The sequence below is a fragment of the Nocardioides pyridinolyticus genome (assembly GCF_054653575.1).
Genome location: NZ_BAAIFY010000017.1, coordinates 66,567 through 80,516 on the forward strand (window position 1 = coordinate 66,567; position 13,950 = coordinate 80,516).

14 protein-coding genes and 1 pseudogene are annotated in these 13,950 nt (G+C 70.0%); 10 read left to right on the top strand and 5 right to left on the bottom strand.

The features are described 5' to 3' along the window. Positions 1-6: 6 nt before the first annotated feature. On the top strand, positions 7-1,029 hold the full coding sequence (gene glpX, locus ACYQ0U_RS15210; protein ID WP_459974362.1) for a class II fructose-bisphosphatase: 1,023 nt from the start codon (positions 7-9) through the stop codon (positions 1,027-1,029). Here glpX and ACYQ0U_RS15215 read toward each other — a convergent pair. After that, on the bottom strand, positions 994-1,827 hold the full coding sequence (locus ACYQ0U_RS15215) for an esterase/lipase family protein (protein ID WP_459974364.1): 834 nt from the start codon (positions 1,825-1,827) through the stop codon (positions 994-996). The genes glpX and ACYQ0U_RS15215 overlap by 36 nt on opposite strands. An 88-nt stretch (positions 1,828-1,915) precedes the next feature. Here ACYQ0U_RS15215 and ACYQ0U_RS15220 point away from each other — a divergent pair, with 88 nt between their 5' ends. Beyond that, on the top strand, positions 1,916-2,824 hold the full coding sequence (locus tag ACYQ0U_RS15220; protein ID WP_459974366.1) for an alpha/beta fold hydrolase: 909 nt from the start codon (positions 1,916-1,918) through the stop codon (positions 2,822-2,824). Between the two features lie 81 nt (positions 2,825-2,905). Here ACYQ0U_RS15220 and ACYQ0U_RS15225 read toward each other — a convergent pair whose 3' ends face one another. Beyond that, the gene (locus tag ACYQ0U_RS15225) at positions 2,906-3,988 is read right to left on the bottom strand and encodes an ABC transporter ATP-binding protein (protein ID WP_459974368.1); all 1,083 of its coding nucleotides are present in this window, start codon (positions 3,986-3,988) and stop codon (positions 2,906-2,908) included. Positions 3,989-4,148: 160 nt separating this feature from the next. Between ACYQ0U_RS15225 and ACYQ0U_RS15230 the strand changes: the two genes are divergently transcribed. From ACYQ0U_RS15230 to ACYQ0U_RS15250, 5 genes are all read left to right on the top strand, one after another. Beyond that, a complete protein-coding gene (locus ACYQ0U_RS15230; protein ID WP_459974370.1) occupies positions 4,149-5,417 on the top strand; it encodes an extracellular solute-binding protein in 1,269 nt (422 codons plus the stop codon). Further along, entirely contained in the window at positions 5,414-6,346 is a 933-nt protein-coding gene (locus ACYQ0U_RS15235; protein ID WP_459974372.1) for a carbohydrate ABC transporter permease, read from the top strand. The genes ACYQ0U_RS15230 and ACYQ0U_RS15235 overlap by 4 nt, the downstream gene beginning before the upstream one ends. Next, the gene (locus ACYQ0U_RS15240) at positions 6,346-7,182 is read left to right on the top strand and encodes a carbohydrate ABC transporter permease (protein WP_459974374.1); all 837 of its coding nucleotides are present in this window, start codon (positions 6,346-6,348) and stop codon (positions 7,180-7,182) included. The genes ACYQ0U_RS15235 and ACYQ0U_RS15240 overlap by 1 nt, the downstream gene beginning before the upstream one ends. A gap of 4 nt (positions 7,183-7,186) precedes the next feature. Beyond that, positions 7,187-8,392, top strand: coding sequence for an ABC transporter ATP-binding protein (locus tag ACYQ0U_RS15245; RefSeq protein ID WP_459974376.1), 1,206 nt, complete (start codon positions 7,187-7,189; stop codon positions 8,390-8,392). Positions 8,393-8,469: 77 nt separating this feature from the next. Next, entirely contained in the window at positions 8,470-10,110 is a 1,641-nt protein-coding gene (locus ACYQ0U_RS15250) for a fumarate hydratase (RefSeq protein WP_459974421.1), read from the top strand. A 70-nt stretch (positions 10,111-10,180) separates the two neighbouring features. Here the strand turns inward: ACYQ0U_RS15250 and ACYQ0U_RS15255 are convergent. From ACYQ0U_RS15255 to ACYQ0U_RS15265, 3 genes and pseudogenes are all read right to left on the bottom strand, one after another. Continuing rightward, a pseudogene (locus ACYQ0U_RS15255) lies at positions 10,181-10,423 on the bottom strand (DUF559 domain-containing protein); the annotation flags it as partial. 21 nt (positions 10,424-10,444) lie between these two features. Beyond that, a complete protein-coding gene (locus ACYQ0U_RS15260; RefSeq protein WP_459974378.1) occupies positions 10,445-11,104 on the bottom strand; it encodes a hypothetical protein in 660 nt (219 codons plus the stop codon). Between the two features lie 175 nt (positions 11,105-11,279). Beyond that, the gene (locus ACYQ0U_RS15265; RefSeq protein ID WP_459974380.1) at positions 11,280-11,501 is read right to left on the bottom strand and encodes a hypothetical protein; all 222 of its coding nucleotides are present in this window, start codon (positions 11,499-11,501) and stop codon (positions 11,280-11,282) included. A gap of 90 nt (positions 11,502-11,591) precedes the next feature. On the opposite strand from ACYQ0U_RS15265, the gene ACYQ0U_RS15270 reads away from it, so the two are divergent. Genes ACYQ0U_RS15270 through ACYQ0U_RS15280 form a run of 3 tightly spaced genes read left to right on the top strand, consistent with a single transcriptional unit; the run spans position 11,592 to position 13,936 of the window. Next, on the top strand, positions 11,592-11,834 hold the full coding sequence (locus tag ACYQ0U_RS15270; protein WP_459974382.1) for a TFIIB-type zinc ribbon-containing protein: 243 nt from the start codon (positions 11,592-11,594) through the stop codon (positions 11,832-11,834). Between the two features lie 30 nt (positions 11,835-11,864). Next, on the top strand, positions 11,865-12,548 hold the full coding sequence (locus ACYQ0U_RS15275) for a spermidine synthase (protein WP_459974384.1): 684 nt from the start codon (positions 11,865-11,867) through the stop codon (positions 12,546-12,548). Continuing rightward, a complete protein-coding gene (locus tag ACYQ0U_RS15280; RefSeq protein WP_459974386.1) occupies positions 12,545-13,936 on the top strand; it encodes a class II fumarate hydratase in 1,392 nt (463 codons plus the stop codon). The genes ACYQ0U_RS15275 and ACYQ0U_RS15280 overlap by 4 nt, the downstream gene beginning before the upstream one ends. Positions 13,937-13,950: the final 14 nt, after the last annotated feature.

A 13,950-nucleotide genomic window follows, 5' to 3' on the forward strand; every position in this document is an offset into this window, starting at 1 on the left:
CGGGGCATGCCTGAGCCCGACGCCCTCTCCGTCGCCCCCCAGTCGCCCGACCGCAACCTGGCCCTCGAGCTCGTCCGGGTCACCGAGGCAGCCGCCATGGCCGCCGGCCGCTGGGTCGGCCGCGGCGACAAGAACGGCGCCGACGGCGTCGCCGTCAACGCGATGCGCGTGATGATCTCGACGATCGGCATGAACGGCACCGTCGTCATCGGCGAGGGCGAGAAGGACAACGCGCCGATGCTCTACAACGGCGAGCGCGTCGGCGACGGCACCGGGCCGGACTGCGACGTCGCCGTCGACCCGATCGACGGCACCACGCTCACCGCCAAGGGCATGACGAACGCGGTGTCGGTGATGGCGGTCGCGCCGCGCGGCTCGATGTACGACCCCTCGGCGGTCTTCTACATGGAGAAGCTGGTCACCGGGCCGGAGGCGGCCGAGGTCGTCGACATCCGCTACCCCGTCGCCGAGAACATCCAGCAGGTCGCCAAGGCGAAGGGCAAGAACGCCTCCGACGTCACCGTCTGCCTGCTCGACCGCCCGCGGCACGCGGACCTGGTCGACGAGATCCGCGCGACCGGCGCGATGATCAAGTTCATCAGCGACGGCGACGTGGCGGGCGCGATCATGGCCGCCCGCCCGGAGACCGGCATCGACCTGCTCCTGGGTGTGGGCGGCACCCCGGAGGGCATCATCACCGCCTGCGCGATGAAGTCGCTCGGCGGCGTGATCCAGGGCCGGCTCTGGCCGCAGGACGACCAGGAGCGGCAGAAGGCGCTGGACGCCGGGCACAACCTCGACCGGGACCACGTCCTGACCACCGACGACCTCGTCACCGGCGACGACTGCTTCTTCGTCGCCACCGGCATCACCGACGGCGAGCTGCTGCGGGGCGTGCGCTACCGCGCCGGCGGCGTGACCACGCACTCGCTGGTGATGCGGTCGCGCAGCGGCACGATCCGCACGATCACCTCGGAGCACCAGCTCCAGAAGCTACGCGCTTTTGCCGCGATCGACTTCGACAGCTGAGAGGTCGACGGCGCGCGTGAGCGCGCCGCTCACGAGGTCGATCACGCGCGGGTCGAAGGCCATGCCCAGGTGGGACGCGGTGACCTCGACCGCCTCGGCCGCCGGGTCGACGCAGGCGCGCCAGTCGACGATCCCGTCGCGCTTGGAGTAGACCGCGGTGAAGGCCGTGCCGGCGGGCACCGGCTGGCGGCTCTCGGTGAAGCTCTGCCGTGCGCACTCGCCGCGCACGCAGTCGGCCGACATCAGGCCGGGCAGGCCGGCGGCGCTCAGGCGGGTCAGCAGCTCGACGATCGCCGACAGCGAGCGGTGGTGCGCCCCGGGCGCCATCATCGGGCTGCCCAGGGTGACGATCCCGGACACCAGGTCGGGGCGACGCACCGCGATGCCGCGGGCCAGCATGCCGCCGAGCGAGTGCCCGACGATCTGGACCCGGGTGCCGCGCCGCATCGCGACGGACTCGAGCCGCGCCTCGAGCTGGGCCGCGGCGTTCAGCGTGCAGCCGATGTTCGCGTGGATGTGGGAGCGGTAGGTGCGGAACCCGTGCGACCGCAGGGTCCGCGCCATCAGCGCCAGGGTGCCGTCGCCGGCCAAGAAGCCGGGCACGAGCACGACCGGGTCGCCGCGGCGGGCGCTCGTGCCGGCGTACGGCGCGGAGCGACGGGCCCGGCGACCGGCGGCCGCGCGCCACGCGTAGCGCCCGAGCTCGGTCGCCGCGCTGCCCTCCCGGAGCACCGCGGCCGCGTGCGGCACCGCGAATCCCTCGGGGAGGAGGAACTGCGCCAGCGCCGACGTCGACATGTGAGCCACGTTACGGCGATACCCGATCTCCTCGTCGGTGAATCGGGGGGATCGTGTCCCTTTCGTGTTCAACTGGTTCACTGGGGTCATGCCACCCCGTGCCGACGTGCAGGTCTCGGAGGAGCTGTTCGCGCCCGTCGCGCGCGGTGTGGAGCTCTGCTACCAGACCTTCGGCGACCCCGACGGCGACCCGCTCCTGCTCGTCATGGGCCTCGGCGGCCCGATGAACTGGTGGGACCCCGACCTCTGCGCGGGCCTCGCCCGCGCCGGCTTCTACGTCATCCGCTACGACAACCGCGACACCGGCCGCTCGACCGTGCTCGAGGGCGGGGTGTCCCGCTCGACGCTCGTCCGGGCGTTCGCCGGGACCCGCGTGCGGGCGCCGTACACGATGGCGGACCTGGCCGAGGACGCGTTCGGCCTGCTCGACCACCTCGGGCTGGAGTCGGCGCACGTCGCCGGGGTCTCGATGGGCGGCATGATCGTGCAGACGATGGCGATCACGCAGCCCCAGCGGGTCCGCTCGCTGACCAGCATCATGTCAACGACCGGCAAGCGCACCGTCGGGTGGCAGCACCCCAGCCTGATGCCGGGGCTGCTCGCCGGCCGCCGGCCCGGCAAGGAGGCGTACGTCGCCTCGAGCGCCGCCTTCTGGCGGCTGATCGGCTCTCCGGACTACCCCCAGACCGAGGCCAAGGTGCGCGCGCGGGCGGAGGAGACCTTCGACCGCGGCGTCAGCGCCTCGGGGGTGATGCGCCAGATGCTCGCCGTCCTCACCCAGCCCAACCGGGCGCCGCGACTGCGCAGCGTCCGCCTCCCGACGCTCGTCGTCCACGGCCTCGCCGACAAGATGGTGCACGTCTCCGGCGGGCGCGCCACCGCGGCCGCCGTCCCCGGCGCGGAGCTGCTGCTCATCAGCGGCATGGGCCACGACCTGCCGCCCGCGCTCTTCGAGACGTTCGTGGCGGCGATCCGTCGTACGGCCGACCGCGCCTGACCCGCCGTTTCGGCGCAATTGAACGGAAAGACACCAGCTACCCGCGGGTAACCGGTGTCCAACCGTTCAATTGCGCAGCAGTCAGTCGGAGAGGCGCTCCCCGGTGTCGGTGTCGAAGACGTGGACGTTGTGCGGGTCGGTCGTGACGTACATCGTCTCGCCCTTCTGGACGTGGTCCCGTCCGCTGACGCGGATGATGATGTTGCTGGGCGTGCCCTCGACGCCGCAGGTGCCGTAGACGAAGGCGTCGGCGCCGAGGTCCTCGACCACGGTCACCTTGACCGGCAGGCCCGCCTCGCTGTTGCCGACCACGCGCCAGGCCTCGGGACGGACGCCGACGGTGATGTTGCCCTTCATCCGCGCCGCCGCGGCCGGGTCGACCGGGACGAGGTAGTCGCCGATCTGCGCCTTGCCGTCCTGGGCGTGCGCCTGGATCAGGTTCATCTGCGGCGAGCCGATGAAGCCGGCGACGAAGAGGTTGACCGGCTTGTCGTAGAGCGCCAGCGGGGTGTCGACCTGCTGGAGGTAGCCGTCCTTCATGACCGCCACCCGGTCGCCCATCGTCATCGCCTCGACCTGGTCGTGGGTGACGTAGACCGTGGTGACACCCAGGTCCGACTGGAGCTTGGCGATGTCGGTGCGGGTCTGGACGCGCATCTTCGCGTCCAGGTTGGACAGCGGCTCGTCCATGCAGAACACCTGCGGCTGCCGGACGATCGCGCGGCCCATGGCGACGCGCTGCCGCTGGCCGCCGGAGAGGGCCTTGGGCTTGCGGTCGAGATACTCGGTCAGGCCGAGGATCTTCGCCGCCTCCTGGACCCGCAGGTTGCGCTCGTCGCTGGGCACCTTCGCCATCTTGAGGGCGAAGGCCATGTTGTCCGCGACGGACATGTGCGGGTAGAGCGCGTAGTTCTGGAACACCATCGCGATGTCCCGGTCCTTCGGCGGGGTGTGCGTGATCTCGCGGTCACCGATGAAGATCTTCCCCTTGTTGACCTCCTCCAGCCCCGCGAGCATCCGCAGGGTGGTGGACTTGCCGCACCCCGAGGGGCCGACGAGGACCATGAACTCCCCGTCTCCGATCTCGAGTGAGATCCCCGGTACGGCGGGCTTGTCGGCGCCGGGGTACCAGCGCTGCGCCTCCTCGAACCTGACTGTGGCCATGCTGCAACAACTCCTTCACCGGCAGGTACGTGCCGGACGATCCGTAGTAAAGGTGAGCGCGATCACACTAACTCGTCCGCAGCCGGACGGCTCCTACGGGTTTACGGACCCACCCGGACGGGCTACATGTGACCTAGACCACTCAAGGAGGGAGGGGCGCATGTCTCGGGCACGCCCCGTCATCGCCGCATCCGCCGCCTTGCTGTCCGTCTCCGCCGTGCTCGCCGCCTGCTCGGCCGGCGCGAGCTCCGGGGACACGTTGATCTGGTACACCAACCCGGACGCCGGCGGGCAGGCCAAGGTCGCGGAGAACTGCTCCACCGACGACTACACGATCGAGACCCAGGTCCTCCCCCAGGACGCCAACCAGCAGCGCATCCAGCTGGCCCGGCGGCTCGCGGCCGAGGATCCGGAGATCGACATCATGAGCATCGACCCGCCGTTCACGGCGGAGTTCGCCGACGCCGGCTACCTCGCCGAGCTCCCCCAGGAGCTCCAGGACCGGCTCGCCGACCAGTCCTTCCAGGGCGCGACCGACGCGGCGACCTGGGACGACCAACTGGTCGTCGCGCCGTTCTGGTCGAACACCCAGGTGCTCTGGTACCGGAAGTCCTTCGTGGAGAGGACCGACCTCGACATGAGCCAGCCGGTCACGTGGGACCAGATCATCGACGCCGCCGCGGACGGCGACGGCAAGGTCGCGGTCCAGGCCAACAAGTACGAGGGCTACGTCGTCTGGATCAACTCCCTCATCGCGGGCGCCGGAGGTGAGATCGCCACCGACACCGACCAGGGCGTCGACCTCACCCTCGAGCTCGACTCCGACGCCGGCCGCGCCGCCGCCGCGGTGATCCGCAAGCTCGCCCGCTCGGCCGCCGCACCCGCCGACCTCTCGGTCGCCCAGGAGGGCCAGGCCGGGGGCACCTTCGGCTCCTCCCAGGGTGCGTTCATGACCAACTGGACCTACATCTGGACCAACTACGACTCCACCCAGCCCGAGGTGAAGAAGGACATCGGCTTCGCCCGCTACCCGCAGACCATGGAGGGGGAGGAGTCCCGGCCTCCGTACGGCGGCATCGGCGTCGGCGTCAGCGCCTACTCCGACCACGTGGACGAGGCGATGGAAGCCATCGAGTGCATCACGAACCCCGAGAACCAGGGCGTGAACGCCGAGCTCACCGGCAACATGCCGGCCAGCGCCGAGGGCTACGCCTACCCCCCGCTGGAGGAGATCTACCCGCAGGAGCTGCTCGACCTGTTCCAGGAGAGCCTCGACGCGGCCGCACCGCGCACCGTGACGCCGTACTGGAGCGACATCTCCGGTGGCATCCAGAGCACGTGGCACCCGCCGTCGGGCGTGGGCGAGGGGACGCCCGCGGAGTCGCAGCAGTTCATCGATGACGTGCTGCACGGAGGGAGGCTGCTGTGAGCACCGTGGCGAAGCCCCCGATGAAGTCGGTCGTGAGCGACCGCTCGCGCGCGGAGAACCGGCTCGGCCAGCGCCTGGTCCTGCCCGCCGTGATCGTGATGCTGGTGGTCACCGCCTGGCCGATGATCCAGGCGCTGTACCTCTCGCTCTACCGCTACCGGCTGACGGCGCCGGACGACCGCGAGTTCGTCGGGCTGTCCAACTACGGCACGGTCCTGACCGACTCGCTGTTCTGGCAGGACACGTGGAACACCGTGCTGATCATGGTGGTCACCGTGGTCGTGGAGCTGGTGATCGGCTTCGCGTTCGCGATGGTGATGCACCGGGTGATCTTCGCCCGCGGCGCGATCCGGACCGCGATCCTCATCCCCTACGGCATCATCACCGTGGTCTCGGCGTTCGCCTGGCAGTTCGCGTTCAGCCTCAACAACGGCTTCGTGAACGCCTGGTTCAGCTGGCTGCCGTGGATCGAGGCGGACACCAACTGGTTCGGCAGCCACTGGCCGGCGATGTTCGCGATCATGGTGTCGGAGATCTGGAAGACCACGCCGTTCATGGCGCTGCTGCTCCTGGCCGGGCTCTCGCAGGTGTCCGAGGACATGATCGAGGCGGCCAAGGTCGACGGCGCCACGTGGTGGCAGCGGCTCTGGAAGGTGATCCTCCCGAACATGCGGGCCGCGATCATGGTCGCGGTGCTGTTCCGGGCGCTCGACGCCTTCCGCATCTTCGACAACATCTTCGTGATGACCCGCGGAGCGCAGGACACCGAGTCCTCGTCGTTCCTGACCTATCGCCAGGTCATCGAGCAGATGCAGCTCGGGCTCGGCTCGGCGCTCTCGGTGCTGCTGTTCCTCACCGTGCTGCTGCTGGCCTGGTTGATCGTCAAGCTGTTCAAGGTCGACCTGGCGCAGGCGAGGGGTGAGGGCTGATGGCGAACGAGACCCGTACCAAGGTCGGCACCTGGGTGGGCTTCGTGCTCGTCCTGGTCTGGTGCCTGCTGCCGGTCGCCTGGATCCTGTCGCTGTCGTTCAAGGGCGTCGACGAGACCGCCGCCGGCAGCCCGCAGTTCCTGCCCCAGGACCCGACGCTCCAGAACTACCGGGACATCCTGGACAACCCCGACTTCCTGGACGCCCTGCGCAACTCGTTCGGCATCGCGCTGATCTCCACGGTGCTGTCGGTCGTGTTCGCCACCCTGGCGGCGTACGCGATCGCCCGCCTGGAGTTCAAGGGCAAGAGGCTCGTGCTGTCGCTCGCGCTGGCGATCGCGATGTTCCCGGTGGTGTCGCTGGTCGGCCCGCTGTTCGACATGTGGCGCACCTTCGGGCTGTTCAACACCTGGCCCGGCCTGGTCATCCCGTACATGTCGTTCACGCTGCCGCTGGCGATCTGGACGCTGTCGGCGTTCTTCCGCGAGATCCCGTGGGAGATGGAGCAGGCCGCCCAGGTGGACGGCGCGACGTCGTGGCAGGCGTTCCGCAAGGTGATCGTGCCGCTCGCCGCGCCGGGCGTCTTCACCGCCGCGATCCTGACGTTCTTCTTCGCGTGGAACGAGTTCGTCCTCGCGATCTCGCTGACGTCCACGACGTCCTCCCGCACGGTCCCGGCGCAGATGTCCTACTTCGTCGGGCCCGACCCGTTCAACCCGCCGTACGGGCAGCTGGCCACCGCCTCCGTGGTGGTCACCGTCCCGATCATCATCATCGTCCTGCTGTTCCAGCGAAAGATCGTCGCCGGCCTCACGTCCGGCGCGGTGAAGGGGTGACCCGATGGCCTCCATCGACATGTTGAACATCGTCAAGAAGTACGGCGACGGGTTCCCCGCCGTGAACGACGTGAGCATCGACGTCCAGGACGGCGAGTTCATGATCCTGGTCGGGCCGTCCGGCTGCGGGAAGTCCACGCTGCTGCGGATGATCGTCGGCCTCGAGGACATCACGTCCGGCGACATGATGATCGGCGACAAGCGCGTCAACGACCTGGCGCCACGGGAGCGGAACCTCGCGATGGTGTTCCAGAACTACGCGCTCTACCCGCACCTCACGGTCTACGAGAACATCGCCTTCCCGCTGCGGCTGGCGAAGGCGCCGGACAGCGAGGTCGACGAGAAGGTCCGCGCCGCATCGAAGACCCTCGAGCTGGACGAGCACCTGGAGCGCAAGCCGGGCAACCTCTCCGGTGGCCAGCGTCAGCGCGTCGCGATGGGACGGGCGATCGTGCGGGAGGCCGACGCCTTCCTCTTCGACGAGCCCCTGTCGAACCTCGACGCGAAGCTGCGCGGCCAGATGCGTACCGAGATCTCGCGCCTGCAGAAGCGGCTGGGCATCACCACCGTCTACGTCACCCACGACCAGACCGAGGCGATGACACTGGGCGACCGGGTCGCCGTCCTCAAGCGCGGTGTGCTCCAGCAGCTCGCCACCCCGCGCGAGCTCTACGAGAACCCCGGCAACCTCTTCGTCGCCGGGTTCATCGGGTCGCCGCCGATGAACTTCCTGCCCGCGACGGTCGAGGGCTCCTCGGTGAAGCTCCCGTTCGGCACCGTCGAGATCCCCGCGGACAAGGCGCGCAAGGCCGAGGACAAGGGCCTGCTCATGGCGGGCATCCGGCCGGAGCACTTCGAGGACGCGTCGGTGAAGACCGACAAGGCCGCGGGCTCCACGTTCCGCGCCACCGTCGACGTGGTCGAGTGGCTCGGCAACGAGACCTACGCCTACATCCCGTTCGAGGCGCCGCCCGAGGTCGAGGAGCAGCTGCGGCAGCTCGAGCGGGACCTCGACGGCGAGTCCCTGCACACCCAGCTCGTGGTCTCCCTCGACGGCGCGAGCCGGATCGCCGAGGGCGAGGAGGCGGAGATCTGGGTCGACGGCTCGAAGATCCACCTCTTCGAGCCCAGCACCGGCGAGAACCTCACCGTGGACCGCGAGCGCGCGGGGCGGATCCCCTCGCAGGAGCCCGTGGAGGCCGCCGGATAGTCTCGGGGCTCGTGGCGACGAGCGATCCCTCCCAGAGTCCTGCTGAGTTCCTGTACTCCGACCTCCTCCCGACGGGGATGGACGACACCCCCTACCGGTTGATCACGACCGAGGGCGTCTCGACCTTCGAGGCGAACGGCCAGACCTTCCTCCAGGTGTCCCCCGAGGCGATCCAGCGGCTGACCGCGGAGGCGATGCACGACATCAGCCACTACCTGCGCCCGGCCCACCTCGCCCAGCTGCGCAAGATCATCGACGACCCCGAGGCGTCCGGGAACGACCGGTTCGTCGCGCTCGACCTGCTCAAGAACGTCAACATCTCCGCGGGCGGGGTGCTCCCGATGTGCCAGGACACCGGCACCGCCATCGTGATGGGCAAGAAGTCCGAGGGCGTGCTGACCGGCTCCGACGACGGCGAGGCGATCTCGCGCGGCGTGTACGACGCCTACACCAAGCTCAACCTCCGCTACTCGCAGCTCGCGCCCCTCACGACGTACGAGGAGAAGAACACCGGTACCAACCTGCCGGCGCAGATCGAGATCTACTCGACGCCGCAGACGTCGGGGCGGCCGGAGTACAAGTTCCTCTTCATGGCCAAGGGCGGCGGCTCGGCGAACAAGTCGTTCCTGTTCCAGGAGACCAAGGCCGTGCTGAACCCGCAGCGGATGCTCCAGTTCCTCGACGAGAAGATCCGCTCGCTCGGGACGGCCGCCTGCCCGCCGTACCACCTGGCGGTGGTGATCGGCGGCACCTCGGCGGAGTTCGCGCTGAAGACCGCCAAGTACGCCTCGGCGCACTACCTCGACGACCTCCCGACGTCGGGGTCGATGTCGGCGCACGGCTTCCGCGACCTCGAGCTCGAGCAGCAGGTCTTCGAGCTCACGCAGTCCTTCGGCATCGGCGCGCAGTTCGGCGGCAAGTACTTCTGCCACGACGTGCGCGTCGTGCGACTGCCCCGGCACGGCGCGTCCTGCCCGGTCGCGATCGCGGTCTCCTGCTCGGCCGACCGGCAGGCGCTCGGCAAGATCACGTCCGACGGCGTGTTCCTCGAGCAGCTCGAGATGGACCCGGCGCAGTACATGCCCGACGCCGGCGTCGCCGAGGACATCTCCGGCGGCGAGGTCGTCCCCGTCGACCTGAACCGGCCGATGTCGGAGATCCTCGCCCAGCTCTCCCAGTACCCGGTCAAGACCCGCCTCTCGCTCACCGGTCCGCTGGTCGTGGCCCGCGACATCGCCCACGCCAAGATCAAGGAGCGGCTCGACGCGGGCGAGGAGATGCCGGCGTACCTCCGCGACCACCCGGTCTACTACGCCGGCCCCGCCAAGACGCCGACCGGCATGGCCTCGGGCTCGTTCGGTCCCACGACCGCCGGGCGGATGGACTCCTACGTCGAGCAGTTCCAGGCCGCCGGCGGCTCGATGGTGATGCTCGCGAAGGGCAACCGGTCCAAGCAGGTGACCGACGCCTGCGGCACCCACGGCGGCTTCTACCTCGGCTCGATCGGTGGCCCCGCCGCGCGCCTGGCCCAGGACTGCATCAAGAGCCAGGAGGTCATCGAGTACCCCGAGCTCGGCATGGAGGCGGTCTGGAAGATCGAGGTCGAGGACTTCCCCGCCTTCATCGTCGTCGACGACAAGGGCAACGACTTCTTCACCGACCCCTCCGGCACCGTCACCGTCCCGATCGCCGGCCTCCGGGTTCGGTCCGCGGGGTAGGTGCCGTCCCGGCGGGACGTCATACGAGGTGGCTGCTCCGGCGACCAGCTCGCATGACGTCCCCGGGCCATCAGGCGGCGAGGCGACCCCAGCCCGCTGCCACGAGCGCCTCGCGGATCTGCTCGAAGAACGCCTCCGGTTCAGCGCGCAGGCCGAGCAGGGGCAGTCGGAGCACCGTGTCCCCCGCGATCGCCAGTCGGTTGTGCCGGAGCGCGTCACCGACCAGGTTGGTCGCCCACGCGTGCTGGATGCCGTCGACCTCGACGACGACTCTCCAGCGAGCCCAGCGGAAGTCCAGGTAGTAGGTCCCGTTGCGGGTACGTCGACAGACCTGCTAGTCGGGCTCGGGCAGACCACGGACGCGGCAACCGCGCACGACGTCGAGCTCCCCCAGCGCCCTGATCCCGCCCATCAGCTCCAGCACCAGCTCGTTGAGCAGGAGGCGTCGCTTGTCTCGCCGAACGCGCAGCATCTCGTGGGCGAGCTCGTCCGCCCGGACCAGGCCCTGCTGTACCGCCATGGTCATCACCAGCTCTGCCTGACGGTTCGACCGGGCCCACAGACCCGCCCGCACGGCCGCGACGGCGGGGGGCGTGCGCGGGACACCATCGCGAACGGTGTCGTCCGGCGTCCACCGCCGGGTCTGCCTGATGTCGACCGAACTACCCCGGTGGCGGATGCGCGCACCGCGAGGCACGGACACCCGGATTCGCCCGCACTCGTAGTGGCGGAGCCCGGCGAGGACCAAGGCCGACTCACCGTCGACCACGGCACGCGGTCCACCCTCGAGCACGGCTGCCCAGTACCGCGCGTCCGGTGACAGCGGTCCGGTGTGCATGACCAGACAATGCTGTCCGAGCCGGCGCCAGCGCCGCGCACGCACCTGGTTCCTCACCTCGGCGCGCGTGAACCCGAGTGCGTAGAGCTGGCTGCGCGAGACGACCGAGTCCTGGTGCTTCGCGAGCGTGGCCAGCTGCGTGTGGCGATCCTCCATGCGCAGGAGGCTGGCTCACGCCGACGAGTCTGCGCGCCCGTCGTACCCAGACCTGTGGAGAGGCCGCCCGCTCACAGGGCCTGTGGACGCTCGGGGGCCCTCGCTCTCGGCCGGACGTCATGCGAGGTGGCTGCTCCAGCGACCAACTCGTATGACGTCCCGGGCGCGGGGTGCCTCAGCCGGTCGTCTCGACGTCGTCCTTGTCGGGGTACCGGCTCTGGTCCTCGCTGAAGGTGGGGGCGTCGGGGCCTTGGGGTCCCTCGTCGGTCGAGCCGCTCTCCTGGGTGGGCTGGCCCGCGACGGAGTCGCCGTCGGAGACGGCGGAGGGCTCCCCCTCCTTCTTCAGCCCGCTGACCTCGGACACCTGTCCCTCGTCCTGCTGCTCGTTCTCGGTCATGGCACACCAGTACCCGGAACCCTGCCGCCGACTCATCCGTTCGACCTGGTGAGCGACGTCGAGCGACGTTGAGCGACCGAGAGGACCCCCATGCAGTGCCCCACCGACCAGACCACGCTGGTGATGAGCGAACGCAGCGGGATCGAGATCGACTACTGCCCGACGTGCCGGGGCGTGTGGCTCGACCGCGGCGAGCTCGACAAGATCATCGAACGGTCGCTGGGCCAGCCGGCGCCGGCGCCCGCGCCGCAGCAGCACCAGCAGTCCTACCAGCAGCAGGGCTACTACAAGAAGAAGCGCAAGGAGAGCTGGCTCAGCGAGCTGTTCGACTGACATCCCCGAGCGCCGGGTAACACTGTCGCCGTGACGTACGTCGAGATCGCCCGTGCCGAGACCGAGCGCGGTGAGCTGGTGCTGCGTGAGCGCCGCGAGGAGAACGCGCCGACGGCGTACGAGCTGCGGGCCAACGGGGTCTTCGTGATGGACACCCTCGAGACCAGCACCGAGCGGGCGCTGGCCGCGTCGGCACTGGCCGAGGTCGCCGACCCGCGTGCGGTCGTCGTCGGGGGCCTCGGCCTGGGCTTCACCATGCACGAGGTGCTCCGCGACAGCCGTGTCGAGAAGTGTGCGGTCGTCGAGATCGAGCAGGCGCTGGTCGACTGGATGCGCGACGGCACGATCCCGCACGGACCGGCCCTGCTCGCCGACCAGCGGGTGCGGATCGTGGTCGCCGACATCGCCGCCGCGCTGGCCGAGGCGCCTCCCGCGTCGTACGACCTGATCCTGCTCGACGTCGACAACGGGCCGGGCTACCTGGTCCACGACAGCAACGCCGCGCTGTACGACGTACCGGCTCTCGAGTCCGCCCGGCGAGCGCTGCGCGAGGGCGGCGTGCTCGTCATCTGGTCGGCCGCGGAGGCGCCGGAGCTGGCCGACCGGATGCGCTCGGTGTTCGGGAACGCAGACGGCTACGCCCACGACGTCCTGCTGCAGGACCGCGACGAGCAGTACTGGCTCTACGTCGCGCGGGTAACGTCCCAGCCATGAGCGACGACGCGAGCTTCCGCATCGAGCACGACAGCATGGGCGAGGTCCGGGTGCCCGCCGACGCCCTGTGGCGGGCCCAGACCCAACGCGCGGTGGAGAACTTCCCGATCAGCGGGACGCCGATCGAGCCGGCTCTCGTCCACGCCATCGGGCGGGTGAAGGCCGCCGCCGCGCGGGTCAACGGCGAGCTCGGCATCCTCGAGAGCGCGCAGGCCGCCGCGGTGGAGGCCGCCGCGACCGAGGTGGCCGAGGGCGCGCACGACGACGCCTTCCCGATCGACGTCTTCCAGACCGGCTCGGGCACCAGCTCGAACATGAACGCCAACGAGGTCATCGCCACCCTCGCGCAGCGCGCCGGCACCGACGTGCACCCCAACGACCACGTCAACGCGAGCCAGTCCAGCAACGACACCTTCCCGACCGCGATCCACGTCGCGGCCACCCTCGCGGTCGTCGACGACCTGCTGCCGGCGCTCGACGTGCTGGCGTCGTCGCTGGAGGGCAAGGCGGAGGAGTTCGCGGGACTGGTGAAGTCCGGGCGCACGCACCTCATGGACGCGACCCCGGTGATGCTCGGGCAGGAGCTCGGCGGCTACGCCGCCACGGTGCGGTACGCCGCCGAGCGGCTCGAGTCCGTCCTCCCCCGCGTCCGCGAGCTGCCCCTGGGCGGCACCGCCGTCGGCACCGGGATCAACACGCCGCCGGGCTTCTCCGAACGCGTCATCGGCCTACTGGGAGAGACGACGGGACAGCCGTTCACCGAGGCGCGCAACCACTTCGAGGCGCAGGGCACCCGCGACTCGCTCGTCGAGCTGAGCGGCGTGCTGCGCACCTACGCGGTCGGCCTCACCAAGATCTGCAACGACCTGCGCTGGATGTCCTCGGGGCCGACCACCGGCCTGGCCGAGATCCACCTGCCCGACCTCCAGCCGGGGTCCAGCATCATGCCCGGCAAGGTGAACCCGGTGCTGCCCGAGGCGACGCTGATGGTCTGCTTCCAGGTGATCGGCAACGACGCGGCCGTGACCGCGGCCGGTGCGAGCGGCAGCTTCGAGCTCAACGTCGCGATGCCGGTGATGGCGCGCAACGTGCTGGAGTCCGTGCGGCTGCTGGCGGCGTCGTCGCGCCTGCTCGCCGAGCGCTGCGTCGACGGCATCACCGCGAACGCGGAGCGGATGCGGCAGTACGCCGAGTCCTCGCCGTCCGTCGTCACGCCGCTGAACAAGCACATCGGCTACGAGGCCGCCGCCAAGGTCGCCAAGCAGGCGCTGGCCGACGGCGCCACGATCCGGGAGACCGTCATCGCCATGGGCTACGTCGAGCGGGGCGAGCTCACCGAGGCACAGCTCGACGAGGCGCTCGACGTGGAGTCGATGACCCGTCCCTAGGACGTGCCCTAGGG